Origin of the sequence: Microbacterium oryzae (assembly GCF_030406385.1) — a bacterium.
Classification (GTDB): Bacteria; Actinomycetota; Actinomycetes; order Actinomycetales; family Microbacteriaceae; genus Microbacterium; species Microbacterium oryzae_A.
This window is the reverse complement of record NZ_JAUEPM010000011.1, coordinates 1-26,203: the sequence shown is the minus strand read 5'-3', so window position 1 is coordinate 26,203 and position 26,203 is coordinate 1. Positions and strand designations below refer to the sequence as shown.

At 71.0% G+C, this 26,203-nt stretch carries 25 protein-coding genes and 2 tRNA genes; 14 read left to right on the top strand and 13 right to left on the bottom strand.

The features are described from left to right. Positions 1-114: 114 nt before the first annotated feature. The 10 genes from QWJ90_RS13600 (at position 115) to QWJ90_RS13555 (ending at position 13,241) form a co-directional block, all read left to right on the top strand. Positions 115-849 carry an FhaA domain-containing protein gene (locus QWJ90_RS13600; protein ID WP_290108429.1) on the top strand — a complete coding sequence of 245 codons (735 nt, stop codon included), beginning with the start codon at positions 115-117 and terminating at the stop codon, positions 847-849. Next, positions 846-1,358: an FHA domain-containing protein FhaB/FipA gene (locus QWJ90_RS13595; RefSeq protein ID WP_290108390.1), complete on the top strand. Its 513-nt coding sequence runs from the start codon at positions 846-848 to the stop codon at positions 1,356-1,358. Before QWJ90_RS13600 ends, QWJ90_RS13595 begins: the two co-directional genes overlap by 4 nt. 10 nt (positions 1,359-1,368) lie before the next feature. Then, positions 1,369-2,709: a PP2C family protein-serine/threonine phosphatase gene (locus QWJ90_RS13590; protein WP_290108389.1), complete on the top strand. Its 1,341-nt coding sequence runs from the start codon at positions 1,369-1,371 to the stop codon at positions 2,707-2,709. Continuing rightward, entirely contained in the window at positions 2,706-4,079 is a 1,374-nt protein-coding gene (locus QWJ90_RS13585) for an FtsW/RodA/SpoVE family cell cycle protein (protein WP_290108388.1), read from the top strand. The genes QWJ90_RS13590 and QWJ90_RS13585 overlap by 4 nt, the downstream gene beginning before the upstream one ends. After that, positions 4,076-5,539: a peptidoglycan D,D-transpeptidase FtsI family protein gene (locus tag QWJ90_RS13580; RefSeq protein WP_290108387.1), complete on the top strand. Its 1,464-nt coding sequence runs from the start codon at positions 4,076-4,078 to the stop codon at positions 5,537-5,539. Before QWJ90_RS13585 ends, QWJ90_RS13580 begins: the two co-directional genes overlap by 4 nt. Further along, positions 5,536-7,428 (top strand): protein kinase domain-containing protein, encoded by a 1,893-nt coding sequence (locus QWJ90_RS13575; RefSeq protein WP_290108386.1) that lies wholly within the window; start codon positions 5,536-5,538, stop codon positions 7,426-7,428. The genes QWJ90_RS13580 and QWJ90_RS13575 overlap by 4 nt, the downstream gene beginning before the upstream one ends. Positions 7,429-7,505: 77 nt before the next feature. Beyond that, on the top strand, positions 7,506-9,272 hold the full coding sequence (gene pknB, locus QWJ90_RS13570) for a Stk1 family PASTA domain-containing Ser/Thr kinase (RefSeq protein ID WP_290108385.1): 1,767 nt from the start codon (positions 7,506-7,508) through the stop codon (positions 9,270-9,272). Between the two features lie 38 nt (positions 9,273-9,310). After that, positions 9,311-9,547 (top strand): cell division protein CrgA, encoded by a 237-nt coding sequence (locus QWJ90_RS13565; protein WP_156242600.1) that lies wholly within the window; start codon positions 9,311-9,313, stop codon positions 9,545-9,547. Between the two features lie 50 nt (positions 9,548-9,597). Further along, the gene (locus QWJ90_RS13560) at positions 9,598-12,021 is read left to right on the top strand and encodes a LuxR family transcriptional regulator (RefSeq protein WP_290108384.1); all 2,424 of its coding nucleotides are present in this window, start codon (positions 9,598-9,600) and stop codon (positions 12,019-12,021) included. Continuing rightward, positions 12,018-13,241, top strand: a complete 1,224-nt coding sequence (locus QWJ90_RS13555) for an MFS transporter (RefSeq protein WP_290108383.1) — start codon at positions 12,018-12,020, stop codon at positions 13,239-13,241. The genes QWJ90_RS13560 and QWJ90_RS13555 overlap by 4 nt, the downstream gene beginning before the upstream one ends. Here the strand turns inward: QWJ90_RS13555 and QWJ90_RS13550 are convergent. The 3 genes from QWJ90_RS13550 to QWJ90_RS13540 all read right to left on the bottom strand — a co-directional run bounded on the left by QWJ90_RS13550 (position 13,193) and on the right by QWJ90_RS13540 (position 15,601). Next, a complete protein-coding gene (locus QWJ90_RS13550; RefSeq protein ID WP_290108382.1) occupies positions 13,193-13,777 on the bottom strand; it encodes a hypothetical protein in 585 nt (194 codons plus the stop codon). The two genes, QWJ90_RS13555 and QWJ90_RS13550, sit on opposite strands and share 49 nt — an antisense overlap. Positions 13,778-14,139: 362 nt before the next feature. Next, complete coding sequence (locus QWJ90_RS13545; protein ID WP_290108381.1) at positions 14,140-15,039, bottom strand: rhomboid family intramembrane serine protease; 900 nt, start codon at positions 15,037-15,039, stop codon at positions 14,140-14,142. Positions 15,040-15,043: 4 nt separating this feature from the next. Next, the gene (locus QWJ90_RS13540; protein WP_290108380.1) at positions 15,044-15,601 is read right to left on the bottom strand and encodes a peptidylprolyl isomerase; all 558 of its coding nucleotides are present in this window, start codon (positions 15,599-15,601) and stop codon (positions 15,044-15,046) included. Positions 15,602-15,698: 97 nt separating this feature from the next. Here QWJ90_RS13540 and QWJ90_RS13535 point away from each other — a divergent pair, with 97 nt between their 5' ends. Further along, on the top strand, positions 15,699-16,226 hold the full coding sequence (locus tag QWJ90_RS13535) for a DNA helicase (RefSeq protein ID WP_290108379.1): 528 nt from the start codon (positions 15,699-15,701) through the stop codon (positions 16,224-16,226). Positions 16,227-16,343: 117 nt separating this feature from the next. Next, positions 16,344-16,853 (top strand): aminoacyl-tRNA deacylase, encoded by a 510-nt coding sequence (locus QWJ90_RS13530; protein WP_436836707.1) that lies wholly within the window; start codon positions 16,344-16,346, stop codon positions 16,851-16,853. Between the two features lie 2 nt (positions 16,854-16,855). Here QWJ90_RS13530 and aroQ read toward each other — a convergent pair whose 3' ends face one another. The 8 genes from aroQ to QWJ90_RS13490 all read right to left on the bottom strand — a co-directional run bounded on the left by aroQ (position 16,856) and on the right by QWJ90_RS13490 (position 24,505). Then, positions 16,856-17,296: a type II 3-dehydroquinate dehydratase gene (gene aroQ, locus QWJ90_RS13525; protein WP_290108378.1), complete on the bottom strand. Its 441-nt coding sequence runs from the start codon at positions 17,294-17,296 to the stop codon at positions 16,856-16,858. A 14-nt stretch (positions 17,297-17,310) separates the two neighbouring features. Beyond that, positions 17,311-17,730, bottom strand: a complete 420-nt coding sequence (locus QWJ90_RS13520) for an NUDIX hydrolase (RefSeq protein WP_290108377.1) — start codon at positions 17,728-17,730, stop codon at positions 17,311-17,313. A 9-nt stretch (positions 17,731-17,739) separates the two neighbouring features. Beyond that, on the bottom strand, positions 17,740-19,224 hold the full coding sequence (locus QWJ90_RS13515) for a threonine/serine ThrE exporter family protein (RefSeq protein WP_290108376.1): 1,485 nt from the start codon (positions 19,222-19,224) through the stop codon (positions 17,740-17,742). 125 nt (positions 19,225-19,349) lie between these two features. Next, positions 19,350-20,228, bottom strand: a complete 879-nt coding sequence (locus QWJ90_RS13510) for a hypothetical protein (protein WP_290108375.1) — start codon at positions 20,226-20,228, stop codon at positions 19,350-19,352. Next, positions 20,225-20,902 carry a response regulator gene (locus QWJ90_RS13505; RefSeq protein WP_290108374.1) on the bottom strand — a complete coding sequence of 226 codons (678 nt, stop codon included), beginning with the start codon at positions 20,900-20,902 and terminating at the stop codon, positions 20,225-20,227. Before QWJ90_RS13505 ends, QWJ90_RS13510 begins: the two co-directional genes overlap by 4 nt. Further along, complete coding sequence (locus tag QWJ90_RS13500) at positions 20,890-22,152, bottom strand: sensor histidine kinase (RefSeq protein ID WP_290108373.1); 1,263 nt, start codon at positions 22,150-22,152, stop codon at positions 20,890-20,892. Before QWJ90_RS13500 ends, QWJ90_RS13505 begins: the two co-directional genes overlap by 13 nt. Positions 22,153-22,298: 146 nt before the next feature. Then, positions 22,299-23,309, bottom strand: coding sequence for a sugar phosphate isomerase/epimerase family protein (locus QWJ90_RS13495; RefSeq protein WP_290108372.1), 1,011 nt, complete (start codon positions 23,307-23,309; stop codon positions 22,299-22,301). After that, entirely contained in the window at positions 23,306-24,505 is a 1,200-nt protein-coding gene (locus QWJ90_RS13490; protein ID WP_290108371.1) for a Gfo/Idh/MocA family protein, read from the bottom strand. The genes QWJ90_RS13495 and QWJ90_RS13490 overlap by 4 nt, the downstream gene beginning before the upstream one ends. Before the next feature lie 107 nt (positions 24,506-24,612). Between QWJ90_RS13490 and QWJ90_RS13485 the strand changes: the two genes are divergently transcribed. Together QWJ90_RS13485 and QWJ90_RS13480 are read left to right on the top strand one after the other, a co-directional pair. Then, entirely contained in the window at positions 24,613-25,596 is a 984-nt protein-coding gene (locus QWJ90_RS13485) for a LacI family DNA-binding transcriptional regulator (protein WP_290108370.1), read from the top strand. Between the two features lie 86 nt (positions 25,597-25,682). Continuing rightward, complete coding sequence (locus QWJ90_RS13480; RefSeq protein WP_290108369.1) at positions 25,683-25,943, top strand: hypothetical protein; 261 nt, start codon at positions 25,683-25,685, stop codon at positions 25,941-25,943. A 62-nt stretch (positions 25,944-26,005) separates the two neighbouring features. Here the strand turns inward: QWJ90_RS13480 and QWJ90_RS13475 are convergent. Beyond that, positions 26,006-26,078: transfer RNA gene (locus QWJ90_RS13475), tRNA-Ala, on the bottom strand. 14 nt (positions 26,079-26,092) lie between these two features. After that, positions 26,093-26,166 (bottom strand) — tRNA-Ile (locus QWJ90_RS13470). Between the last annotated feature and the right edge of the window lie 37 nt (positions 26,167-26,203).

Genomic DNA, 26,203 nt, shown 5'->3' with positions numbered 1-26,203 from the left:
ACATCCCCAGGATGACGACCGTCCGTCTGCGGACGTCTTCTCGAGCAGCGCGTCCGCGTTTCCAGACGTTCTGGCTACGATGACCCTGACCAGCCGCCCTGCATGAGGAGCCCAGTGGGACTACTTGACAGCTTCGAGAAGGGACTCGAGCGCGCCGTGAACAGCGCGTTCGCGAAGACCTTCCGCAGCGGGCTCCAGCCCGTCGAGATCGCCTCCGCCCTGCGCAGCGAGCTCGACAAGAAGGCCGCGGTCGTCACGCGCGACCGCGTGCTGGTGCCCAACAGCTTCACCGTCCGGGTCAGCCCCGCCGACGGCGAGCGGATGGCAGCGCTCGGCCCGGCGCTCACGAGCGAGCTCGACGAGGCGGTGCGCGCGCACGCCGCCAAGCAGGGCTACAGCTTCCCCGGCCCCGTCTCCATCTCCCTCCGACCCGACGACCAGGTGGCCACCGGCACGATCGCGGTGGACTCCGTCACGGCCGAGGGACGTGTCGAGTGGCGTGCCGTCGTCGAGATCGCCGGCCGCCGCCATCCGCTCTCGCGAGCGCGCACGGTGATCGGGCGCGGCAGCGACGCCGACATCACCATCGCCGACCCCGGCACGAGTCGCAAGCACGTCGAGGTGCTGTGGGACGGCGAGCGCGCCATGGTGCGCGACCTCGGTTCCACGAACGGATCCAAGCTCGACGGCGTCCCCGTCGGGCAGGCCGCCCTCTCGAACGGGCAGGTCATCACGATCGGTCGCACCGACATCGTCTTCCGCCTCGTGCCGCTCGCGGCGCCGCCGCAGCGCGTGTCGCGACATGACGCAGCCACCGAGCTGTACGACTTCCGCGGAGGGGATCGATGAACCCGCTCACCCAGCTCCTGCTGCAGTACGGCTTCCTCCTCGTGCTGTGGCTGTTCGTCTTCGCCGTCGTGTTCTCGCTGCGTGCGGACATCTTCGGCGTGCGCGTGCGCAAGATGCCAGGCGGCGGCGCGGCGGCGACTCCCGCGCCCGCGGCACCCGCTCCGGCCGCCGCGGCGCCGGCGCCCGCTCAGAGCGCACCGTCCTCCGGCGGCGCGGGCACCCGCATCGTCATCACGTCGGGACCCAAGGCCGGTCTCGAGCTCCCCCTCGGCCGCGATGCGCTGACGATCGGCCGCTCGAGCGAGTCGGGCCTCGTCATCCGCGACGACTACACCTCCAGCCACCATGCCCGCCTCCTCCTGCGCGGCGAGCAGTGGCTGCTGCAGGACCTGCAGTCCACCAACGGCACCTTCCTCGACGGCCATCGCGTCTCGCCGGACGCCCCGGTCCCGGTGCCCTTCGGGGTGCCGGTGAAGGTCGGCGCCACGACGTTCGAGCTGCGGAAGTAGCCGCCGCCCGATGGTCTTCACCGGCTCCAGCGCCGCCATCTCCCACACGGGGAAGGTGCGATCGAACAACCAGGACTCCGGCTATGCCGGGTCCAACCTGTTCGTCGTCGCCGATGGCATGGGCGGACACGCGGGCGGCGACGTCGCCTCTGCCGTCGCCATACAGAAGCTCGAACCGCTCGACGAGGTCTACGCCTCGCCGGCCGAGGCCGAAGACGCGCTCAAGCACACGATCTCCTCGACCGCGGGCGACCTCATTCAGATCGCCGCGCGCCGCCCCGAGCTCGCCGGCCTCGGAACCACGGTCAGCTCGATCATCATGGTCGACGACTACGCCGTCATCGCCCACATCGGCGACTCGCGCATCTACCTCTACCGCGACGACGAGCTCACGCAGATCACCGCCGACCACACCTTCGTGCAGCGCCTGGTGGACTCCGGCCGCATCACCCCCGAAGAGGCGCGCTACCACCCGCGCCGCTCAGTGCTCATGCGCGTGCTCGGCGACATGGACGCCCACCCCGAGGTCGACACGTTCGTCATGCCGACTCACGAGGGCGATCGCTGGCTGATCTGCTCGGATGGCCTCTCGGGCGTGGTCGACGAGACGCACATCACGAAGGCGCTGCGGCAGGGGTTCGCCCCGGGCCGCACCGCGGACATCCTGCTGAAGTACGCCCTGGACGGCGGCGCCCCCGACAACGTCACGATCGTCATCGTCGACGTCGGCGGGCAGCATCCGCTCTACACCGGGACCGCGACGATCGTGGGCTCGGCATCCAACCCGCAGGGCATCGTCGCCGACGCTCCGCTCAGCCGGCCCGTCCTGCCGACGAGCTGGTTCCATCCGAACCGCGCTGCGGCCAATGAGCCCACTCACTTCGAACCCGAGCCGGAGTACCTCCAGGAGCTCATCGCAGAGGACCGCCGACGCCGCGGCCGTCGGCGCCTCGGCGCGATCGTCGCGCTCCTCGTCCTCGTGGCGGCGATCGCGGCGGGACTGGCGGCGTTCTTCAGCTGGACGCAGACGCGCTACTTCGTCGGCGCCGACGACGACTCCGTCGTCATCTACCAGGGCATCCAGCAGTCGCTCGGGCCCGTCGCGCTTTCCGAGGTCCGCGAGGACACCGACGTCGTCCTCGCCGACCTGCCGCAGGCATACCGCGCGCAGGTCGAGCGCACGATCACCGCGCGCTCGCTCGCCGACGCCGAGGCGATCGTCGAGCGCCTGCGCTCGTACCGTCTCGCCCCGGGCGAGATCGACGAGACGCTCGACGAGGACGAGAGCGCGAGCGCGAGCGAGGACCTCTCGACGCCGACACCCACGCAGACGCCGGAGGGCGAGGAATGACCGCCGCCGACACCCAGATCCACAAGGCCCTCCGCCGCGTGCGGAGACCGCAGCCGCTCCGCAATCGCGAGCTGCTCCTGCTGCTGTTCGCCCTCGCCGTGTCGGCCGGGGCCGTCGTGCTCGTGCAGTTCGGCGCCCTCGGCGAGCTGCACCCCGGGGTCCTCATCGGCATGGGCGTGGTCGGCGCGCTGACCCTCGTGCTGCACGTCGTGATGCGCATCCGCGCCCCCCAGGCCGATCCGTTCATCCTGCCCATCGCAACCCTGCTCACGGGGCTCGGCATCGCGATGATCTACCGCATCGACATCCAGAACGACACGGATGGCCTCTACGCGACGGCGTACCAGAACCAGATCGCGTACGCGGGCGTCTCGATCGTGCTCGCGATCCTGCTGGTGTGGCTGCTCGGCAACTACCGCGTGCTGTTCCGCTACACCTACATCTTCGGCCTCACCGGCATCGTCCTGCTGATGCTGCCGTTCGTGCCGTTCCTGCACGGCGGCGGCAACGCGGATGTCTGGATCAACGTCTTCGGATTCAACTTCCAGCCCGGCGAGCTCGCGAAGATCTGCCTCGCGATCTTCTTCGCCGGCTACCTCGTCCGCACGCGCGAGAGCCTCGCGTTGACGGGCCGGAAGATCCTCGGGTTCACGTTCCCGCGCGCCCGGGAGTTCGGCCCGCTCATCGTCGTCTGGCTCATCTCGATGGCGATCATCGTCTTCCAGCGCGATCTCGGCACCGGCCTGCTCATCTTCGGGATGTTCGTGGCCACGCTGTACGTCGCCACCGGCAAGACCGGGTGGATGCTCATCGGCGTGATCCTGGCCGTCGGCGGCGCGATCGGCGCCTCCTTCGTCCTGTCGTACGTGCGCGGCCGATTCGAGAACTGGCTCCACGCCTTCGACCAGAGCGTCATCCAGGCCGACGGCGGCAGCTTTCAGCTCGTCAACGGCATCTTCGGCCTCGCTCACGGCGGCCTCTTCGGCACCGGGCTCGGCCAGGGCCGGCCGTACCTCACGCCGGTCTCGCAGAGCGACTACATCTTCCCCAGCCTCGGCGAGGAGATCGGGCTCGTGGGACTGTTCGCCGTGCTCTGCCTCTACCTCGTCTTCACCGCGCGGGGCCTCCGGATCGGCGTGCTCGGCCAGGACGACTTCGGCAAGCTGCTCGCGACCGCGCTGTCGTTCACGCTCGCGCTGCAGGTGTTCATCATGGTCGGCGGTGTGACCCGGGTGATCCCCCTCACCGGGCTCACGACGCCGTTCCTCGCCTCGGGAGGGTCGTCGCTGCTGGCGAACTGGCTCATCGTGGCGCTCATTCTGCGCATCAGCGATGCGGTGCGCCAGCAGCCCAGGGCGGTGATCGGATGACCAAGGAGCTCCGCAGGCTCAGCATCGTCGTGCTGTTCATGTTCCTCTCGCTGTTCGTCGCGACGAGCTGGATCCAGGTCGTCTCGGCGCCCTCGCTCAACGCGCACCCCGACAACCGCCGCACCCTCTACGACAGCTTCGAGGTGCAGCGCGGCTCGATCATCGCGGGCGGCGAGGAGATCGCGACGTCGAGCGCGTCCGACGACATCTACGCGTGGCAGCGGCAGTACGCCGACCCGCAGCTGTGGTCGGCGGTGACCGGCTACATGAACCCGGCGCTGCAGTCCGTCACGCAGCTCGAGCGCGAGATGAACCAGGAGCTGTCGGGGCAGGCGGCGTCGGCGTTCTTCCAGCGCCTCGACCAGGTCATCTCCGGTCAGGACCCGCGCGGCTCGAGCATCGAGCTGAGCATCGATCCCGCCGTGCAGCGAACGGCCTACGACGCGCTGACGAACCGCGGGTTCACCGGAGCCGCGGTGGCCATCGAGCCCGACACCGGCCGCATCCTCGCGATGGTGTCCACCCCGGGCTACGACACGAACCAGCTCGCGGTGCATGACTCCGATGCGGCCAACGCGGCGTACGACCAGCTGCAGGCGGATCCCGCTCAGCCGCTGCAGAACCGCGCGATCGCCGGCGACCTCTACCCCCCGGGGTCGACGTTCAAGCTCGTGACGGTGTCCGCGGCGATCGCGTCGGGCGACTACACGATGGACTCGACCATGCCGAACCCGTCGTCCTACACGCTTCCCAACTCCTCGAGCGTGGTGCGGAACTCGACCGGCGGCACCTGCGGCGATGGCGAGGAGGTCACGCTGAGCACGGCCATCCGCCTCTCGTGCAACGTCCCGATGGCGGAGCTCGCCGTGGAGCTCGGCGACGACGAGATCCGCAAGGCCGCCGAGGCGTACGGGTTCAACGAGAGCTTCGAGACGCCGCTCGTGTCGACCCCGTCCTCCTACCCCGACCTCGACGACGAGGCCCAGACCGCGCTGACCGGTTTCGGGCAGGGTCAGGTGCAGGCGACGCCGCTGCAGATCGCGATGGTCTCGGCCGGAATCGCCAACGACGGGGTCGTCATGAACCCGTGGATGGTCGACGACGTCATCGGCAGCGACCTGTCCGTGCAGGACACCTTCGAGCCGACGCAGTTCGGGCGCGCACTCGACGCGGATCTCGCCGACGCGCTGACCGAGGCAATGGAGGCGAGCGTCCAAGATGGCGCCGCGACCAATGCAAGAATTGACGGGGTCGACGTGGCCGGCAAGACCGGCACGGCCGAGACCCCGAACGACGGTCCGTACGACCTCTGGTTCACCGGATTCGCTCCGGCGGACAACCCGCAGGTCGCGGTCGCCGTCGTGGTCGAGGATGGCGGTGGCCAGGGCCAGTCCGGGAGCGGTAACACGATCGCGGCTCCCGTCGCGAAGGAGATCATGGAGGCGGTGCTGGGACGATGAGGCCTACACGGGGTGTTTCTTTCGGCGGCCGCTATGAGCTCAACTCGCGCATCGCCATCGGCGGCATGGGCGAGGTCTGGGAGGCGACCGACCACGTCATCGGACGATCGGTCGCGATCAAGATCCTCAAAGACGAGTACATGGGCGACCCCGGGTTCCTCGAGCGCTTCCGCGCCGAGGCGCGGCACGCCGCGCTCGTCAACCACGAGGGCATCGCGAGCGTGTTCGACTACGGCGAGGAGAACGGATCGGCCTTCCTCGTGATGGAGCTCGTGCCCGGCGAGGCGCTGTCGACGATCCTCGAGCGCGAGGGCTCGCTGCCGCCCGAGCGCACGCTCGACATCACCGCGCAGACCGCGGCGGCCCTGCAGGCCGCGCACGCGGCGGGTCTCGTGCACCGCGACATCAAGCCGGGAAACCTCCTCATCACGCCCGACGGGCGCGTGAAGATCACCGACTTCGGCATCGCCCGCATCGCCGACCAGGTGCCGCTGACGGCCACCGGTCAGGTGATGGGCACGGTTCAGTACCTGTCCCCTGAGCAGGCCTCCGGCCATCCAGCCAGCCCCGCGACCGATACGTACTCGCTCGGCATCGTCGCGTACGAGTGCCTCGCCGGCAAGCGCCCCTTCACGGGCGAGTCGCAGGTCGCGATCGCGATGGCGCAGATCAACGAGCAGCCCCCGCCGCTGCCCTCCGACGTGCCGCAGCCGGTCCAGAACCTCGTCATGGCGATGATCGCCAAGAAGCCCGAGGAGCGCCCGGCCTCGTCGGCCGCCGTCGCCCGCGCGGCGAACGCCCTGCGGCGGGGCGACATCGCCTCGGCCGCCGCTGCGGTGCCCGCGATCGCCACCGGGGCCGCTGGGGCCGATGACGACCTGACGCAGCTCCTCGGCGTCGGCGACGACGCCACCACGCGCCTCATGAACTCGACCCGGCCCATCCCGTTCGACGCGCCGCCCGCGGCCGTCGCCGAGGAGCCGCGGAGGAAGAAGCGCAGCCCCTGGACGTGGCCGCTCATCGCGCTGATCACGCTCCTCGTCCTCGTACTCGGCGGCACGGTCGCCGCGTTCTTCCTCAACCAGGACGACGACCCGAGCGCAGTGGAGAGCCCGTCGCCGTCGGCGAGCGCGCCCAGCGAGCCGTCGACGACGCCGACGCCCGTGGAGACCGGCCCCGCCCTCGTGAACGTGGACGGACTGAATCTCGTCGGCATGTCATACGACGACGCCGTGAACGCGCTCAGCGCCGCCGGCCTCGCCGCCGAACGCCAGGACGGCTCGCAGGCGACGAGCACGGAGCAGGTGGACACCGTCGCCGAGGTCTCGCCGCGCGGCAACATCGCGGAGGGGTCGACGATCACGCTCACCGTCTACACGGCGCCGAGCATGCCGGAGGCCGGGGCGCTCTCGTTCGAGTACAACGGCGCCGCTCCGAGCAGCGTGCCCGCTGGCAGCTCGTTCGTCGTCCGCTGGGAGCGCTACTCCTGCCCTGAGGGCTTCGGCGACGCGACCTACACCGTCGAGCTGGCCGGTGCGAACTTCCAGGACTCCGGTGCTCCGACTCGCGACCCGTTCCTCGTCGACGAGACGAGCGCGGTGATCGTCGCGACCGCCGGCCCCGGTGAGAGCGTGAGCGCGACCTCCACGGTGTCGTGCAGCGGCATGCCCGACAGCACCGTGTCCGCCTCGAGCCCCACCGTCACGGTCGAGGCGGAGCCGACGCAGGAGCCCGCGCCGACGCCCACCGAGACGCCCGCGGCGCAGAACGGGGCGAACGGGTCGGGCAACGCCGGTGGCAACGGCGGGTCCGCGAACGCCGGCGAGGGCGCGCAGACCGAAGATGGCGCCGAGACCGGCACGAACGGCTCCGGCAACAGCGCCGGCTGACGGCGGGGGCCTGCCGGGCCGACGTTCAGCGGGTGGGGCTAAGCTGACCCCGCCTGCTTCTCCAGGGGGGTCCATCCGTGAAGGCCGAGACACGCGTGCTCGTCGACCGCTATCGGGTCGACGAGCTGATCGGCCGAGGCGGCATGGCGAGTGTCTTCCGGGGATACGACGAGAAGCTCGGCCGCACGGTCGCGATCAAGATCCTCGAACGCGATCTCGCGAGCGACAGCACCTTCCGCACGCGGTTCCGGCTCGAGGCGCAGGCCGCCTCCCGGATGGCGCACGCCTCGATCGTGCGCGTGTTCGACGCCGGAGAGGACAGCGAGACCGACGCGACCGGCATGCTGCGCCCCGTGCCGTTCATCGTCATGGAGCTCGTCAGCGGGACGCTCCTCAAGGACATCGTCGCGCGCGGTCCGGTCGCGCCCGCCGTCGCCGTCCGGTACGTCGATGGGATCCTGGAGGCCCTCGAGTACTCCCACCGCGCGGGTGTCGTGCACCGCGACATCAAGCCGGGCAACGTCATGATCACGGAGTCCGGCCAGGTGAAGGTCATGGACTTCGGCATCGCCCGCGCCGTGTCGGACTCGTCTTCGACCGTCGCCCAGACCACGGCCATCCTCGGCACCGCCTCGTACTTCTCGCCCGAGCAGGCGAAGGGCGAGGCCGTCGACGCGCGCGCTGACCTCTACTCGGCGGGCGTGGTGCTCTACGAGCTGCTGACCGGCCGCCCGCCGTTCCGGGGCGACTCCCCCGTGGCCGTCGCGTACCAGCACGTCAGCGAGACCCCGGTGACGCCCTCCGCGCTCAACCCCGAGCTGCCCCGCGCGCTCGACGCCGTGGTGCTGCGCGCGCTCGCGAAGGACCCGTTCCAGCGCTATCAGGACGCCGCTCGGTTCCGTGAGGCTCTCGACGCCGCGCTGGATGGCCGGGCGCCCACGCAGCGCGAGCTCGACACGCTCACCAGCGAGCTCTACGGGCCGAGCCCGCGGCAGGCGCAGGAGACCGCGCAGACGCTGCGCCAGCTCTCCAGCGACACCACCATGCCGCGCACGCAGTCCGGCCCGCCGGTCGCCTGGATCTGGTCGGCGGTCACGCTCATCGCAGTGCTCATCGTCGCCCTCGTGTTCTGGCTCGCGACCATCCGCCCGTGGGACGGCACGCCGGCGAGCGCGCGCATCGTGCCGGATGTGGCGGGAATGACCTACGAGCGCGCGGTCGAGGAGCTCGAGGCGGCGGAACTCGCGCCCGTCCGCCGCGACGAGGCGAGCGACACCGTCGAGGAGGGCATCGTCATCGAGACGCAGCCCGACGAGGGCGTCTCGATGAGCCCCGGGCAGCAGGTGGAGGTGCATGTCTCCGACGGACCGGAGGTCGCCGCCCTGCCCGCACTCGTCGGCATGACGGAGAAGCAGGCGCGGGACGCCATCGCCGAGGCGGGCCTCTCCCTCGGGGCGATCCTCCCCGTGGACGACGCCGCTCACGCGGAGTCCACCGTCCTCAGCGTGCACTCCGACGGCGACACGGTCGCCGAGGGCGACGAGCTGCCCGCCGGCGCCACCGTGGACCTCGAGGTCGCGACCGGCCGCGTGCAGGTGAACGACCTCCGCGGCTTCTCGCTGAAAGCGGCGGAGAGCGCGCTCACCGAGCTCGGGCTCACCCCCGAGGTCGTCGAGGACGACACCTGCGAGCCGTCGTCGCAGCCTGGCGTCGTCTCCCAGTCGGCCATCGGCTCCGTGCCGATCAAGTCCACGATCCGCCTCGGCGTGTGCACGGGCGAGGAAGCCACCCCGTCGCCGACGCCCACTCCTCCCAAGCCCACCGCGGACGCCGCGCGCCGGTAGCCCCGGAACCACTCGAGCGTCCTAGTAGACTCCTGCCCATGGCACGAGCATCCCAGGGCGACGAACCCCTCGAGCAGCCCGAGACCGGCAAGGGCCCGAACCCCGTCTGGTTCAAGCCCGTCATGGTGGCCTTCATGCTGATCGGGCTGGTGTGGATCCTCGTCTTCTACCTCTCCGGGATGGCCTTCCCGATTCCCGACATCGGCGCGTGGAACCTCGTCATCGGCTTCGGGATCGCGTTCGTCGGCTTCCTCATGACGACGCAGTGGCGGTGACGGCGCCGCACCACGCGCTCGCCTGAGGCGAGCCCGATCCTTCCTGTCCGATGACCTCGCGCGCGTCATTCCCGGCGATGCTCCTCCCATCGACAGAGGTCGTGGTCGCCGACGACCTCCTCGCGGTGCTCGACGGCCCGGAGCGGCTCTGCATCCTGCGCGATTTCCGCGATGCCAGCAACGTCCTCGCGCACTGGGTCGCGCGAGCAGACCACGTGGGCACGGCGATCGCATGGATCGACGGCGACTCCGCTGCCTCGGCTGCGGCGGCTTTCTGGCTGCGCGCCCTCACCCAGGCGCACGCGCGCGGACTCATCGCCGACGCGGTGCTGTACCGCGAGATCACCGCGCTGTCCGAGGCCCCCGAGGCGGCAGCCGCCGCCCTGACACGCGCTCTCCGCGAAGTCGACCGCCCCGTCACGCTGGTCGTGGACGGCTTCCCGCGCGACGCGACCGTGTCGGATCAGATCGCCGCCGACCTCCTCGACGTGCTCGGAGATCTCCCCAGGATGCGCTGCGTGATCGCCACGACCTCCGCCACCGCACTCGAGATCGAGAGCGCGACGATCTCCCGCCGCGTCCTCGTGCAGCAGGACTTCGCGGCGACCGCGTCCGCCCCTCCGACCACCCCGCTCGAGGTCGCGGAACGGGTGGGGGAACCCGGCCTCCGGCACCTGGTCGCCGAGCTCGCGCTCGCTCCCGCCCTGGACACCGCACTCGCCACGATGATGACGGGGCGAGACGACGCGGGCGCACTCCTTCGTCGTCTCGAGCACGCCGGCGCCGGATACCGGGGCGAGGCAAGCGACGGGACGCAGCTGTTCCGCTTCCACGCGGCAGTGCGCGCGCAGGCGGTCGTCGACCTCACCGCGCGGGATCCACGCCGCCTCGCCGAGCTCCGGCGCATCATCGCGCACTGGCTCTTCGACGAGCTGAAGGACGACCTCTCCGCGCTGGAGTATGCGCTGGAGGCACGCGACCTGGAGTTCGCCGCCCACGTCGCACTGCGGGCCTTCCCCTTCCGTCGAGAGGAGGGCTCGCGGGTCGTGGCGCTCCTCCGGCGCGTTCCCGCGGTGCAGATCCATCGCCATCCGCTGCTCGCCCTCTGGTACGGGCTCGTGCTCAATGCCGACCCCGCCACACAGCGGCGCGCGCCCGAGTTCTTCGCATCGGCAGCCGTGATGTCGCGCCTGCAGGCACGCAGCACCGGCCCCGTCGAGACCGCGATCCTTCGAGGGCTCGAGAGCCTGGTCTGGCGGATGCTCGGACAGGAGCGGCGGATGGCCGAGGCCGCTCGACGATGCGTCGAACTGCTCGACGGGCTCCCGACCGATCCCCGACTCGCCGAGATCGTGGGGACGGTCCTGTACCAGAGCGGGATCAGCGCGCTCTACGCACCTGACCACGCCACCGCTCGCCGTGCATTCGCCCTGCTGATCGAGTTCTCCGAGCGGCACGATTTCCGACATCGCCGCAACGCGGCACTGGCGGGCCTGGCTCTCTTGGACACCCTCGAGGGACGGGCTCACGCGGCGCGGCGCAGCCTGGCGGCGATCGAAGACGCGGATTGGCCGCAGACCTGGCGTGACGGGTACATGGGCGCCCCGGCGCGCATCGCACGCGCGTGGGCGATGATCGACGATGCTGATCCGGCTGCGGCACTCGCCGAACTCGACGTCCTGGATCCGCACCTGGCGACGATCGAGCACTGGGATCTCATCGTGACGCCCCGTGCGCTCGCCAAGACGATGCTGGGTCGGCGTCGAGAGGCTGCCCACCGCTTCCAGCGCACCTGCAGCACGCGCACCCGGCGATCCACGCTCCCGGCGACGCGGGAACGCCTCGCGGTGACCGGCGCGCTCCTCGACCTCCTCACCGGGACCCCGGGAGAGCCCTCGCGCCTCGGCATCCGCAGACCATCGTCGCTCCTGCGCACGGTGCTGGCCCTGCAGAGTTCGGCGACCGGTCCTCTGCCGGCCTCGGAACCGACTCCCATCGAGGAGATGCTCGCGGCCACCGCAGACGTGCATCGGTCGCTCCTCCGGGGAGAGGAGCACGCCGCGCATGCGGCCGGCGCGCGCATCGCCGCGACGCTCGCGGAGCACGGCCTGCGGTGGCCGCTGCAGCTGATGACCGCGCCCGATCGCGAGCGGCTCCTCGCGATCCTCGCGGCGGCGGACGAACACGGGACCGCAGCGGTGCTCCGCGGGGGGTTCGACGCCTTCGGCGCGCGCCCCGATCCGGCCGTCGAGGATCGCACGCATCCGCTGCTGAGCCCACGCGAGGCGATCGTGCTGCAGGCGCTCGCCGAGACCGCGAGCCGCGCGGAGATCGCCGACCGCCTCTTCGTATCCGTGAACACCGTGAAGGCGCAGCTGCGTTCGCTGTATCGGAAGCTCGGGGTGACGACGCGCGATGACGCGCTGGCCCGGGCCGCGATCCTGAATCTCCTCGACCCGCCGGACGCACCGTGAGGCGCATCCTCCTGCTCGCGCTCGCACAATGCGCGGTGCTCGGCTCGCTCACCGCGCCCGCCGTGGTGGGGCTCTCCATCCTCGTGCGGAGCCTCGTGGGAGCGGACGCCGCGCCGCCCGCTCTCGCCATGGTCGTCGCGGCCGGCTCCGCCACGGCGATGGTCGCCAATCCACTGTTCGGCTGGGCCGCCGACCGCAGCCGCGTCGGTCGACGGGTCTGGCTGGCGGGCGGTGCGGTGGCCGGTCTCCTCGCCTCGGCCGCCGTCGTGTTCGCGGCGGACGCCGTCTGGCTGGCGGCGGCATGGATGCTCGCGCAGGCCGCCTACAACGCGTGCTTCGGTGCCATCAACGGGCTCCTCTCCGCCCACCTCACCCCGCAGAACCGCACGCGTGCGGCCGGCGTCTTCTCCGCGGCGTCCATCATCGGCGCGCTCCCCGGACTCGCCCTCGCGGCGCTCCTCCCGCACAGCGTCACCGGCATGATCCTGGCCGTCCCCGCCGTCGCGGCCGTGGCCATCCTGCTCATCGCTCGCCGCCTGCCGGACGACGACGGCCCCGCCAGTCGAACCGGTCACGTGCGTCCTGCCATTCGGCCCGTGCTGACGCGCCCCTTCCTCGCCGCAGCTCTCGTCCGCTTCGTGCTGTCGGTGGAACTCGCGGCCGGTCTCACCTTCGGGCTGTATCTCTTCCTCGACCGGTGGCGGCTGCCGGAGGTCGAGGCCGTGCGCCTCGTCTCGCTGGCCACGCTGCTGGGCGCGGTCGGAGTCGCGGCGACCGCCGCCCTCATCGCGTCGAGCCCGCTGGCGAGGGCCGATCCCCGCAGCATCCTCGCCGTCGGGCTCGTGCTGCTCGCGGCGGCGATGGTGGGCCGCGGCCTGGCCACAGCGATCGGACCGTTCCTCGTCGCGACCGCCGTCGCCGGCGTCGGCATCGGAGCAGGCTACACCGCGACGCGCTCGCTCGTTCAGGCGGCGTTGCCGCCGGAGTCATCGGCCTTCGGGCTCGGGATCTTCAATGTCGCGAACACGCTCGCGCCGGTTGTCGCACCGCTCCTCGCCGGGGCGCTGCTCCTGCCGCGATCGGAACCGTGGCTGCTCGACTCCTACGGCACGATGTATGTGCTGCTCGCGATACCCGTGCTGGCGTGCCTCGGCGCGCTGCCGTGGTTGCGCTACTCCACGGGCTCGAGGCCGATGAACTTCATCCGGTCCTCGCCGTAGAAGCAGGACTGCAGCGCGAACTCGCCCTGCAGGCCGACGAGGTCGGCGGTCGAGGACCAGATCTTCGAGGTGTAGCGGATGTCCACGATCTCGTAGACCTGATCGCTGCCGTCGATGCGCAGGCGCTGGCCCTTCTCCCAGGGGAGGATCACGTCGCCACCGCAGTTGTTGTGGGCCGCCCACACCGGTGGGACGCCCTCGCGCTCGTACGAGAGCATCTCGGTGAACGTGCCGTCGCACCAGTCGAGCTCGGTCTTGCCGCCGGAGGCGCCCTTCTTCACGCTGGGGAGCTCCTCGAAGACCTCCTCCTGCACCTCCTGCACCTTCTCGGCCACACCGACCTTGACGGTGCCGTAGGCATGCTCGACGGCCTGCGGAGCCAGGAGGGTCGAGGCGCCGATCGCCACTCCCCCCACGAGGAGCAGGACGCCGAAGATCGTGAGGACCGCGGTCCACGCGCCACGACGCTTCTTCGCGGTGCGCCTGGCGCGCCGAGGGGAGTCGTGGTCGGGGCCGCGCTGCAGCGTGTCGGTCATTGCAGATCCTTTCGCGCTCGAGGGCGAGCCTACGCCAACGAGGTTTGCCACAGGAGAGCGGGAGGGAGCATCTGAGGGGTCTCACGGGATCCGCGGGCGAATGACAACCGTGTAGTTCATCCCCAGAACCGCCCACAGCTGTGAACAACAGTCGTGTAATTCATCCCCAAGTGGGGATAACACTGTGGATAACTCGGTGGAGAAGTGGGGGAATCAGGTGGAGAACCCGGTGGAGAGCCCGTGCAGAACGTCCGGTTAACCGTGGAGAACCTTCCCACAGCTGTGGAGAACCTGTGGAGAACTCACCCGAGGACGACAGAGGGCCGGACCCAGCGGGTCCGGCCCTTGAAGGATGGCGCTGGTCAGGCGAACGCGGCGGGATGCAGCACCGGCGGGAGCGCCAGCAGCGCGAGGAGCCCCACGAGGACGAGGGACAGCAGCGCGATGCGGAGCCCGCGTCGGCTGCGCTCGCTGGCGCGCGAGAGGATGAGCCCCACGATGAGGCCGGTCACGAGCCCGCCCACGTGCGCCTGCCAGGAGACGTTGAACCCCGGCACGAACCCGATGACGAGGTTGATCCCGAGCACGACGAGAATGCCGCGGATGTCGCCGCCGAGGTGCCGACCGATCACGAGCAGGACGCCGAGGAGCCCGAACACCGCTCCGGAGGCGCCGACGACGGGTGTGGAGAAGGCGAGGAGCGCCACGGCGACGGAACCGCCGATCGTGGACAGGGCGTACACGGCGAGGAAGCGCGCGGTGCCGATGATCGGCTCCAAAATGCGCCCGATCATCCAGAGCGACAGCAGGTTGAGCCCCACGTGCCAGAAGCCGCCGTGCACGAGCGCCACCGTGGCGAGCCGCCACGGCTGGAACACGGCCGTGAGGTCGGGGTACAGCGCGGGCGCATAGAACATCAGCCAGTACTGCACGCCGAGGGCGCCGCCGAGCGCGTAGGTGTCGAGCATCTGCAGGAGGTAGACCGCGGCGGTGACGCCTGCGATCCATCCCATCGCGCGCGGGCGGCCGCCGACGGCCGAGACGGACCGGCTCCCCCAGCGGCGCTCAGCGCGTCGCTGGGCGCTCGTGCGGCTCTTCCGCTGCTCCTTCATGCACTCGGGGCAGACCACGCCGACCGGCCCCTGCGTCTGGCACTCCGCGCAGATGGTGCGCAGACACCGCTGACACAGGACGAAGCTCTGCCGATCGGGATGCCGATAGCAGAAGTCGTCCGTGTTGCGAGGACGGCCGGCGGTGGTCACGCCGTCAGACCGACGCGATGTCGATCGACGAGATGACGACGTCCTGGCGAGGACGGTCGCCGGCGCCGGTCGGAACCGCGGCGATCGCGTCGACGACCGCGCGCGAGGCGTCGTCGGCGACCTCGCCGAAGATCGTGTGCTTGCCCTGCAGCCACGGCGTGGGGTCGGTGGTGATGAAGAACTGCGAGCCGTTGGTGCCGCTCATCTTGCCCGTGATCGCATTCGGGCGCTTGCCGGCGTTCGCCATGGCGAGCTTGTAGGGAGCGTTGAAGTCGAGCTCCGGGTGGATCTCGTCGTCGAACTGGTAGCCGGGGCCGCCGACGCCCTGACCGAGGGGGTCGCCGCCCTGGATCATGAAGTTCGGGATGATGCGGTGGAAGATGACGTCCTGGTAGAGCGCTCCCTCACCGGGCTTGCCCGTGCGGGGGTCGGTCCACTCCTTCGAGCCGTCGGCCAGGCCGACGAAGTTCTCGACGGTCTTGGGCGCGTGGTCGCCGAAGAGGTTGACCACGATGTCGCCGTGGTTGGTGTGGATGGTCGCGACGGCGGTGTGCTGAGTCATGGGCACATTCTCGCAGAGTCCGCAAGGGCGGAGCTGATCCGCGACGGCATCTGGCAGGATGGTCGAAAGCAGACCCCATCGACGCGGGAGGGCACACGTGAGCCTCGACCTCAGCAAAAAGCAGAAGAAGGAGCTCAAGAAGCTCCAGCAGTCCGCGGCGCATGTCTGGGAGGCACAGCAGGTCGTCGCCGCCAGCGCTGCAGAGCTCGCCAAGCAGGCGGGTCGCCAGCTCGAGACGTTCGGACGGCAGCAGGTCGCCCCGACGGTCGAGGAGAAGTACCACGAGCACGTCGGACCCTACGTGGACCGCGCGCGCCCCTACGTCGATCGCAGCATGAGCGCCTCGAAGAAGTTCGTTCAGCTCTCGCTGCTGCCGGTCACCGGCACCGTCGCAGGCAAGGCGCTCTCCGCCTGGGACGCTTCGGCCGGCACCCGTGCGAAGCTCGCCCACCTCGGCTCGGCTCCCGTCCCGCCGCCGAAGAAGAAGTCGAGCGCCGGTCCGGTCATCGCCTTCATCCTCGGCATCGGCGCGGCCGTCGGCGTGCTCTACGCCGCGTGGCAGACGCTGCGTGCCGACGACGAGCTGTGGGTGGCGGACGACCCGCTGGCCGCGCCCGACGCCTGAGCGCGCCGCGCCCTTCCCGCATCAGACGATGTCGTCTCACCGAACCGACACGCGACGCCGAATCCGGCCGTGTCCCTCCGGTGAGACGACATCGTCTGGCCGAAGGCGCGCGCCCGGATGGCTCGAGCTGACTTCGCGATGACCGCCGACGACGCCACGCGCCGCGTGCGCGAGGCCGCCCACACGCGCGGCCTGGACATCGACGTGCAGGCGTCGCCGGCCGCCGGCTCCCTCGAGGAGGCGGCGGCGCTGCGCGGCATCGCGCCCTCCGACATCGTCAAGACGCTCGTCGTGAAGGGCAAGGGCGACCAGTACTACTTCGCCCTCGTGCCGGGAGACCGTGCGATCTCGTGGGGCAAACTCCGCTCGGTGGTCGGCGTCAACAAGCTGCGCCTGCCCGAGCCGCCGCTGGCCCTCGCCGCGACCGGCTACGAGCGGGGCACCATCGTGCCGCTCGGCTCGACGCACGACTGGCCTGTCTATGCCGACGTCCGGATGGTCGGGAAGCGCGTCTCCATGGGTGCGGGAGCCCCCGGTCACACCCTCTATGTCGACGCCGACGCCCTGATCGCGGCCTACGGCGCCACCGTCGCCGACATCACCGATCCGATCGCCGCCATCCGCTGATCTCAGCTCGCGAGCAGCGCCGCGATCCGCTGGACGGCGAAGACGTAACCCTGCACCCCGGCCCCGACGATGACGCAGCTCGCCACGTCGGAGAGGTACGAGTGGTGCCGGAACGGCTCGCGAGCGTGCACGTTGGAGATGTGCACCTCGACGAACGGCAGGTGCACGCCGGTGAGCGCGTCGCGCAGCGCCACCGACGTGTGAGTGAAGGCGCCGGGGTTGATCACCACGGCATCGCAGTCCTCGCGCGCGGCCTGGATGGCGTCGATGAGAGCGCCCTCGTGATTGCTCTGCACCGCGCGCACGGCGAAGCCGAACTCCGACGCGGTGCGCTCCACCCGGGAGACGACATCGTCGAGCGTGTCCGAGCCGTAGACCTCCGGCTCGCGGGTACCGAGGAGGTTGAGGTTCGGTCCGTTGACGAGCAGGATCCGGTTGTGCACGGGGCGTTCCTCTCTCACAGCAGCCCCGCCATCCGCAGCGCCGTGTCGACGAGCGAGACGCGCTCGATCGACCGCACCCGCGACAGCGGGATCCACTCGGCCATGTCGGTGGAGCCGTCGATCTCGTAGGCGAGCGACCCCCCGGCGATCGTCGCGCGGTAGACGATCCGCAGGGCCTGGAGGTCGCCTGCGCCCGAGAGCCGCTTCCGTGCGGGGATCACGGCGGAGTCGACGCCGAGGACGCCGCCGAGAGCCACCTCGTAGCCCGTCTCCTCGCGCACCTCGCGGCGGCAGGTGTGCTCGGGGTGCTCCCCCGGGTCCATGCCGCCGCCGGGAAGAGTCCACGCGGGCTTCGATCCCTCGATCCAGCGCGAGAGCAGCACACGATCCTGGTCGTCGACGATGACGGCGTACGCGGCGACTCTGAGATCCATGGCGTCAGCCTACTGACCCGGAGCAGGGGCGCCGGGGTCCGACGCGTCCCGGCGGGGAACCGCGACGATCCGCCCGGCACCTGCAGCGGCGCGCGGCCGGGCGGTCGTGCGCACGCGCGTGCGCACCCCGTCGAGCGAGGCGCGCAGCGGCGACCCGATGAACAGGCCCAACGTCGCGCCGGCGGCGAGGGCGATGCCGATCATCCCCGCCGTGACGAGCGCCTGTGCGGCGACGATGAGCCGCGCGGTGTCGTCGCCCGCCTCCACGAACCCGAGGAGCCCGCGGAAGACCGCGGACCCTGGCACCAGCGGCACGATCGCGGCGGTCGTCACGGCGACCGATGGCACGCGCAGGCGATAGGCGATGAAGGCGCCGAAGAGGCTGGCGGCGAACGCCCCGACGAAGCTCGAGGCGGCGGCATCGACCCCGGCGGTAGACGGGATCGCGTAGCCGATCCAGGCGATGGCGGCGAGCAGCACGCTCACCAGGACGATGCGCAGACCCGCGCCGTTCACGACCGCGACCGTGACGGCGACGAGGATGGCGCCGACGATCTGGCCGGGGAACGATCCGAGCGGCAGCGCTTCCGCTGGCAGCTGCAACCCCACCCCCATCGCGCTGGCGAGCTGCAGGCCGACGACGATCCCGAGCACCACGCCCAGGGTCTGCAGGGTGAGTTCGAGGATGCGCCCGCCGGCCGTGAGCGCGAAGCCGTCGATGGCGTCCTGGGCAGCGCCCACCACCGCGAGCCCCGCGAGCATGAGGACGATCCCGGACGACACGACGATGGTCGGCCGCACGTCGGTGAAGGGCTCCACGCCCATCTGAGCGAGCACGGCCGTGATCACCGTCGCGATGGTGAGCACGAAGGCGCCGGAGATCTGCGTGAAGAACATCGGCACACGCAGCTTCGCGAGCCCCGCCTGCGACACGGCGACGCCGAGCGCGGCGAGGAACGTCACGACGAGGACGATCCACGATGCCCCGAACATCACCCCGACGCCGACGGCGAGCATGGCCTGCGCGAAGATGACGACCGCTGGCCGATAGAGGAAGGGCGTGCGACGGATCTCGCGGAATCGCGCCCGCGCCTCCCGGAGGTCCAGGCCCTCCTCGATGTCGGTGACGAGCGCCTGCAGCCGCTGCAGCTTGGCATGGTCCGGCACGGCCGACCGGACGACCTGCATGAGGGTGACGGGGTGGCCGTCGCCGCCGCGGTGGTCGGAGACCATCACGGAGTTGTACGTCACGTTCACGTGCACGCTCTTCAGCCCGTAGGCGCCGGTGATGCGCAGCGCCGCCAGCACGACCTCCTTGGCCGACGCGCCGACCGACAGCATCACCTCGCACACGCGCATGGCGAGGTCGATGATCCGCACGACCATGGCGTCGTCGATGACCGTGAGCATCTCCGTCGGCGCGGCGTGGGAGGAGTCGCTCCACAGCGCTCTGCGCACGCTCTCCATGACGCGGCGGTGACGATCCTGGGCCATGCATCCATCCTCCGGCACGCCCCCGCCGAACGCGAAAAGCGTGCGGCGGGGGCGGGTCCGGATGGCCTGAGCGGTATGCGAAGGAGGGGCAGATGCCGTTCTCGGAATATGCTGCAGAGGCGGCGTCAGAGCCCGGTGCTCGGGCGCAGCGTGGCGTCGCCGGCGGCGAGGTCCACCTGGATGCGGTGCGGTGACGCACTCGACACGTCCAGCCGGTTGTCGAGGTCGCCGGCTGCGACGTCCGACGTCACCGCGTACTCGGCGTCGGGCAGCGCGAGGTCGAGAGAACCGGCACTGACATCGACCGAGACCTCGGCCGGAGCGTCTTCGCGCAGCAGCGCGTCGACGCGGCCGGCCGCGATGGAGAAGTCCGCGCGCTCGACGCCCGCGAGCGTCACCTCGGCCTGCCCGGCGCTGAGATCGAGGTCGAGAAAGCGGGCGGCTCCCTCGAGGCTCAGGTACCCCGCGCCGACGTCGGCCTGCACCTCGCCGAAGGTCCCCTCCGCGGTGAGGCTGCCGCCGCCCAGGGAGAGGTCGGCGTCGAGCGATGCGTCGCGCAGCCCCTCGGGCAGCGTCAGCACGGCCGTGTCCTCCCCGCCGCCGAACCAGTCGCCGAACGTCCATCCTCCGAAGAGCCCGCCGCGCCGGTCGACGATCAGCTCGCCGCCGCGACGCGACAGCGACCACCCGCCGCCCGCGCCGGCGGTGACCTCGAGCACGGCCTCGTCGACGTCGGCGTAGGCGACGGAGAAGGACGACGCCGATGCGTCGACGGAGAGAGCCTGGACGCCGTGGGCATCCGCGGTGAGCAGCTCGTCGCCGGCGGCAGCGCCGCGAGCGGCGGAGACCCCGGCGCCGAGGGCGGCTCCGAGAAGCGCCACGCCGCCGATCACCGATACGACGATGGCGACGGTCCTGCCGCCCGGCTGAGGGGCGGACGGCCGTGCCGGCGCCGGCGGACGGGCCGCGGACTCGAACGGCGGCGGGGTGGTGGGGGTGCTCATCGTGTCGCTCCTGTCTCGGGCGTTCCGCCCGTGTTCTCGATGTGGGCGAGGGCCGCGAGGACGCGGCGGTTGCCCGATTCGCCCGGCTCGAGGCCGAGCTTCTGGAAGATGGCGGTGACGTACTTCTCGACGCTCGCCTCGGAGACGAAGAGCACGCCGGCGATCGCCTGGTTCGACTTGCCCTCCGCGATGAGCGCGAGGGTGGCGCGCTCACGCTCGGTGAGCCGGGCCATCCGCTCGTCGCGGGTGCGGCGACTCAGCAGCTGCGCGACCACCTCGGGATCGAGCACGGTCGCGCCCTGCGCGATCCGCGACACGGACTCGAGGAAGTCCGCCACATCGGCGACCCGGTCCTTGAGCAGGTACCCGATCGCCGCACCGTGCGCGGTGATGAGCTCGCTCGCGTACCGCTCCTCGACGTACTGCGACAGCACGAGGACGGGAAGCTCGCGGTGGGCGGCGCGGACGGCGATCGCCGCGCGGATGCCCTCGTCGGTGAACGTGGGCGGCAGGCGGACGTCGAGGATGCACAGCTCGGGGGCGGACGCCGCGACCGCCTCGAGCAGCTCCCCCGCGTCGGGCAGGGCCGCGACGACCTCGTGGCCCGCGTCTTCGAGGAGGCGGATGAGGCCCTCGCGGAGGAGGACGGAGTCCTCGCAGATCAGGATGCGCACGGGACGCTCACCTCCAGGGCGGTGGGGCCCCCGTTCGGGCTGTCGAGGCGGACGGCGCCGCCGGCCGACAGGATGCGGTTCGAGATGCCGTCGAGTCCGCCGCCGGGGAGCACCCGGGCCCCGCCGATGCCGTTGTCCTCGACGCGCGCCCACAGCACGCCGTCGTCGCGGCGCCGCACCGTGACGCGGCACTCGGCTGCGCGCGAGTGCTTGGCGGCGTTGGTGAGCGACTCGGCGATCGCGAAGTACACCGCGGCCTCCGCCTCGCGGCTGCACCGGCCATCCATGCGCACGTCGAGGTGCACGGGGATGTGCGAGCGCCCGGCGAGGGCCGACAGCGCGGCGTCGAGGCCGCGATCGTCGAGCACCGAGGCGTGGATGCCGCGGGCGAGCTGGCGCAGCTCGGTGATGGCGGCCTTCGTCGACGTGTGCGCCTCCTCGATGAGCGAGCGGGCGGCGTCGGGGTCGCCGTCGATCTTCTGCTGCGCGAGGCCGAGCGTCATGCCGACCGACACCAGGCGGGGCTGGACGCCGTCGTGCAGGTCGCGTTCGATGCGCGTGCGCTCCACCTCGGAGGCGCGGACGGCGCCGGCGCGCTGCGCGTCGGAGGTGCGGGCCTGTGCGGCGAGCTGCTCCTCCTGCGAGGGCACGAGGATGGCCCGGCTCAGCACGCCGTGAAGGAGCGCGAGCCCGATGATGCCGGCCGCCGACACCAGCGCGCCGAGGATGCCGACGGGGATGGCCCACGCGGTGGCGATCTCGAGCCCGAAGACCGTCCGCACCGTCTCGGCGCCCGCGAGCGGCGCGAAGCAGGTCACGATCGACGCGACGAGGGTGCGCAGCAGCGTGAGGACGAGCGCGCCGAAGAACGTCGCGATCGCGAGGTTGGCGAGCGCCCGCCACATGGGCGCGTCGACGGCCTGACGCAGCAGCGTGCGCAGGTACCCGCCGAAGCCGGGACCGACTCGCGGCCGCCAGGCGAGGGCGGGGAGTCCGAAGCCGTACAGGCCGTCGACCCGGGCGGTCTCGAGCCACGCGACGCCGTACAGCAGGTAGACGAGGCCGACGAGGAGGAGGAGGCCGATCCCGATGACCGGGACCAGGCCGATGCCGACGCCGAGCAGCGTCAGGAGCACGGTGAACGCGACGGCGCCGAGGAAGGCGAGCGCCGCGAGATGCGCGACGGCGCCCGCGACGCGCAGTGGCGTCGACGTCCGAGCGGTAGTCGCGGGGGCGAGCTGTGTGGTCATGCCTCCAAGCTATGGTGGCGCCGCCGCGGGCGCCGCCGAGTCAGCCGGAGAGCTTCTTTCGGGTTTTCCGTAACCCGTCGTCGTCCCGCGAGCACGGTCATCCGCTCGCCCCGCGCGCGACTGCCGGCGAGCGGGTGGCCGTGAGCTCACACGAGTGACTCCTGCAGCGCGCGGTCGGCGTCCTGCAGGACCTTCGCGGCGACCTCGAGGCCCTCGATGCGGCCGAGCTCGACGTCCTCGTGCTCGATGTTGACGCGCATGTCGGGGTCGACCTCGTGCAGCGCGCGGAGGAACTCCGTCCAGTACGCGGTGTCATGGCCCTTGCCGAGGGCGACGAAGTCCCAGGCGGCCGGCTTCGGCCACTCGTTCGCCCACTCGTCGCCGCCGAGGTTCGTGCGCGGTTCCGACGGGTCGAGCCGGCGGAAGCCGTTGTCGAGCACGCCGTAGAGCTTCGCCGTCTCGGGGTTCACGCGCACGTCCTTCGCGGCGGCGTGGAAGACGAGCTCGCCGAGCTCACGGACGACCGCGACGGGGTCCATCTGCTGCCAGAACAGGTGCGACGCGTCGAGCTCGACGCCGACGTGGGTGGCGCCGGTGAGCTCGACGAGCTTGCGGACGTCGCGGGTGTTGAACACGATGTTCTGCGGGTGCAGCTCGAGCGCGACCTTCACGCCGTGATCGGCCGCAAGGCGGTCCGTCTCCCGCCAGAAGTCCGTCGCGATGCCCCACTGGTAGTCCAGCACGTCGAGTGCGGCGGAGTTCCACGCGTTGACGATCCAGTTCGGGTGCTTCGCCGTCGCGTCGGATCCGGGGAGGCCCGACATGGTGACGAGACGCGTCTGACCCAGGCGCGCGGCGAGGCGGATGGAGCGGCGGATGTCCTCCGCGTGCTTCTCGCGGATCTCCGGCTTCGCGTGCAGCGGGTTCCCGTTGGCGTTGAGGCCGGCGATCTCGACCCCGGTGCCCTCGAAGAGGCCGAGGAAGTCGTCGCGCGCGGCGTCGGAGACCAGGATGTCGTCGAACGTCGGGATGTGCACGGCCGGCAGGAAGCCGCCGGAGTTCAGCTCGATCCCCGTGAGACCCAGGTCGGAGACGACCTTCAGGGCCTCGGGCAGCGAGCGGTCGTGCAGGATCGCGTTGTAGACGCCGAGCTTCATGCGAGCACCCCCGTGGCGACGTCGACGGCCGCGCCGCGACGGGATGCGGACTCCGCGACCGCGCCGAGGAGGCGCATGTTGTGCACGCCCTCGTCGAAGGTCGCGCAGCGGGGAAGGGAGGATTCCGCCGGGAGTCCGGCGACCTCCTCGAGGAAGGCGCGCGCCTGGTAGACGAAGCCCTCGTTCTGGCCGAAGCCGACCGTGGTGGCGTCCATGGCCAGGCCGCCGCGGATGTAGGGGTGCTCTGGACCGAGAAGCACGCGGCGGAACCCGCGCTGCGCGATCGGGCCCTCGTTCAGCATGAGGCCGATCTCGGTGGGGTTGCGGAAGTCGAAGGTGGCCGAGCCGTTCTCGCAGAACACCTCGAGGAGGAGCGAGTTCGCGTGGCCGGCGGCGACGCGGGAGACCTCGATCGCGCCGGCACCGCCATCCGCGAAGTCGAATGAGAACGCGGCGTAGTCGTCGTTCTCGACGGTGTCGAGCTCGTCGGAGACCGCGCCGTGCTCGTGGCCGATGACGGCACCGAGGGGCTTCGGACGCTCGGAGATCACCGTGGCGAAGCGGCCGCCGGAGACCTCGCGGATGTCGCCGCCGATGAACTCGGCGATGTAGGCGAGGTGGCTGCCGACGTCGGCGAGAGCGCCAGAGCCGGGGGCGCCCTTGAAGCGCCAGCTGATCGGGATGCGCGCGTCGGCCGCGTAGTCCGTCCAGTAGCGGCCGCTGAAGTGCAGCACGCGCCCGAGGACGCCGGACCGCACGAGGTCGCGGATGTAGGCGATCCCGGGCGAGCGGCGGTAGGTGAAGCCGATGCGCGCGACGCCGGACGCCGAGCGCGCGGCATCCGCCATGGCGATGGCGTCGTCGAGGCTGTCGCTCAGCGGCTTCTCGCACAGCACGTGCTTGCCGGCGGCGAGGAGGCCCTCGACGATCTCGCGGTGCAGGTGGTTGGCGACGACGACGCTCACCACGTCGATGTCGTCGGCCGCCGCGATCGCCTGCCACGAGGTGTCGTTCCGCTGGTAGCCGAAGCGACGCGCGGCCAGGCTGCCGAACTCGGCGTTGACGTCGCCGATCGACACGAGGCGGATGGGCGGCAGCGTGCTGTCGTAGACGGTCGGCGCCGTGCGGTACGCGGCGGCGTGCGCGCGCCCCGCCATGCCGGCGCCGATGACGGCGACTCCGAGCGATTCGGGCATCAGATCTCTCCTTCGAGGATGGGGGGGGCGGCGTCCGTTGGAGCGGTACAACAGGTAGACTAGATCACGACCAAATGTCCTGTCAAAGACTTCATGAGGGGTTCCGGATGGCCAGAGCGGGCAGACCGACGATCTACGACGTCGCCGTCCGGGCGGGCGTCTCGAAGTCTCTCGTCTCCCTTGTGCTGCACGGGTCGCCGAAGGTGAGCGACGAGCGCCGCGCGGCGATCCAGGCGGCGATCGAGGAGCTCGGCTACCGCCCCAGCCGCGCCGCGACGGCGCTCGCCGGGATGCGGACGTGCAACGTGGGCCTCGTGATCGACGACTTCCGCAACCTCTGGTTCGTCGACCTCCTCGACGGCATGCGCGACGTGCTCGACGAGCGCGGGTTCCAGGTGAGCGTGGCCGACCTGCGCCGTGACAGCCACGCCGTCGACGGCTTCGTCGCCACGCATGCCGAGGCGATCGTCATCGCAGCCGAGCCCGACCCCTCCGCTGCACGCGTCCCGGTGCCGGTCGCCCTGGTGGGAGGGCGGGCGCAGAAAGTGCCGGGCGCCGACACCATCGCGAACGACGACGCAGCAGGGGCCGCTCTCGCGACGCGGCACCTCCTCGATCTCGGGCACCGGCGCATCGGGCACCTCACCGGCGCCGGGGGCTCTGCCACGCTGCGCCGCGACGCCTTCGTCGCCACCATGCGCGAGGCGGGTCTCGACCCGCTCGTGGCGGGCGGAGAGGACGAGACGACGGAGGAGAGCGGCTTCCAGGCCACCCGGCACCTGCTCGCCGAGCACCCCGACGTCACCGGGATCTCCGCCGCCAACGACGTCATGGCGCTGGGTGCAGCGGCCGCGCTGCGCGAGCACGGGCGCCGCATCCCCGATGATGTCTCCCTCGTGGGCTACGACGACTCCCCGCTCGCCAACAGCCGCTACCTCTCCTTCACCACCGTCGACGACCGCAGCCGCGAGGTGGGCGCCGTGGCCGCTCGCGCCGTCCTCGCTCGCATCGAAGACCCGTCCGCTGAACCGCAGCACGTGCTCATCCCGCCGACGCTCATCGAGCGCGGCACGACGGCGCCGCCGAGCTGACGAACGAGAGAGGATAGAACGCAGTAACGAGAGAATGTCGGAGCCCGCGCATAGTCTTCTAGAACATTCGCTCTCGGAGGTTCGTCATGCGCATCGCACCCGCTCCCGTCCCTGTCGCCGTCTGGTCTGACCCGGCCGGCTGCCCGCAGCGCCTCGTGCTCGACGGCGAGCGCTGGCGGGTGGTGGACCGCCCCACTGCACTCGGCTCGGCACCTCGCGTCGACGGCCGCCCGGCGGGTGACGGCTGGCGCGCGACGATCCGGCGAGCGAGCGACGGCGTCACGGAGGTCGCGGATCTCGCCGTCGACGACGCCGGGCGGTGGCTCGTCATCCACCGCTGGCGCTGATGCCGGCGCGCCGTGAAGCCCGGATACGAGGAAAGGCCGCCCGCGGGCGGCCTTTCGAACTGTGGAGCCTAGGAGATTCGAACTCCTGACATCTTGCTTGCAAAGCAAGCGCTCTACCAACTGAGCTAAGGCCCCGCGAGGAGATGGAGTGGGGCTACCAGGACTTGAACCTGGGACCTCTTCATTATCAGTGAAGCGCTCTAACCGCCTGAGCTATAGCCCCGTCTCATCGAGAACCGAAGTTCTCAACCTGCAAGAGA

Coding starts and splice junctions, on each gene's coding strand:
- QWJ90_RS13530 (WP_436836707.1), top strand. CDS start 16,344: ATGGCTCGAGCTGACTTCGCGATGACCGCCGACGACGCCACGCGCCGC.
- QWJ90_RS13560 (WP_290108384.1), top strand. CDS start 9,598: ATGACCTCGCGCGCGTCATTCCCGGCGATGCTCCTCCCATCGACAGAG.
- QWJ90_RS13510 (WP_290108375.1), bottom strand. CDS start 20,228: ATGAGCACCCCCACCACCCCGCCGCCGTTCGAGTCCGCGGCCCGTCCG.
- QWJ90_RS13495 (WP_290108372.1), bottom strand. CDS start 23,309: ATGAAGCTCGGCGTCTACAACGCGATCCTGCACGACCGCTCGCTGCCC.
- QWJ90_RS13540 (WP_290108380.1), bottom strand. CDS start 15,601: ATGACTCAGCACACCGCCGTCGCGACCATCCACACCAACCACGGCGAC.
- QWJ90_RS13580 (WP_290108387.1), top strand. CDS start 4,076: ATGACCAAGGAGCTCCGCAGGCTCAGCATCGTCGTGCTGTTCATGTTC.
- QWJ90_RS13515 (WP_290108376.1), bottom strand. CDS start 19,224: ATGGCCCAGGATCGTCACCGCCGCGTCATGGAGAGCGTGCGCAGAGCG.
- QWJ90_RS13500 (WP_290108373.1), bottom strand. CDS start 22,152: ATGACCACACAGCTCGCCCCCGCGACTACCGCTCGGACGTCGACGCCA.
- QWJ90_RS13520 (WP_290108377.1), bottom strand. CDS start 17,730: ATGGATCTCAGAGTCGCCGCGTACGCCGTCATCGTCGACGACCAGGAT.
- QWJ90_RS13590 (WP_290108389.1), top strand. CDS start 1,369: ATGGTCTTCACCGGCTCCAGCGCCGCCATCTCCCACACGGGGAAGGTG.
- QWJ90_RS13595 (WP_290108390.1), top strand. CDS start 846: ATGAACCCGCTCACCCAGCTCCTGCTGCAGTACGGCTTCCTCCTCGTG.
- QWJ90_RS13480 (WP_290108369.1), top strand. CDS start 25,683: ATGCGCATCGCACCCGCTCCCGTCCCTGTCGCCGTCTGGTCTGACCCG.
- QWJ90_RS13485 (WP_290108370.1), top strand. CDS start 24,613: ATGGCCAGAGCGGGCAGACCGACGATCTACGACGTCGCCGTCCGGGCG.
- QWJ90_RS13585 (WP_290108388.1), top strand. CDS start 2,706: ATGACCGCCGCCGACACCCAGATCCACAAGGCCCTCCGCCGCGTGCGG.
- QWJ90_RS13565 (WP_156242600.1), top strand. CDS start 9,311: ATGGCACGAGCATCCCAGGGCGACGAACCCCTCGAGCAGCCCGAGACC.
- QWJ90_RS13490 (WP_290108371.1), bottom strand. CDS start 24,505: ATGCCCGAATCGCTCGGAGTCGCCGTCATCGGCGCCGGCATGGCGGGG.
- QWJ90_RS13550 (WP_290108382.1), bottom strand. CDS start 13,777: ATGACCGACACGCTGCAGCGCGGCCCCGACCACGACTCCCCTCGGCGC.
- QWJ90_RS13575 (WP_290108386.1), top strand. CDS start 5,536: ATGAGGCCTACACGGGGTGTTTCTTTCGGCGGCCGCTATGAGCTCAAC.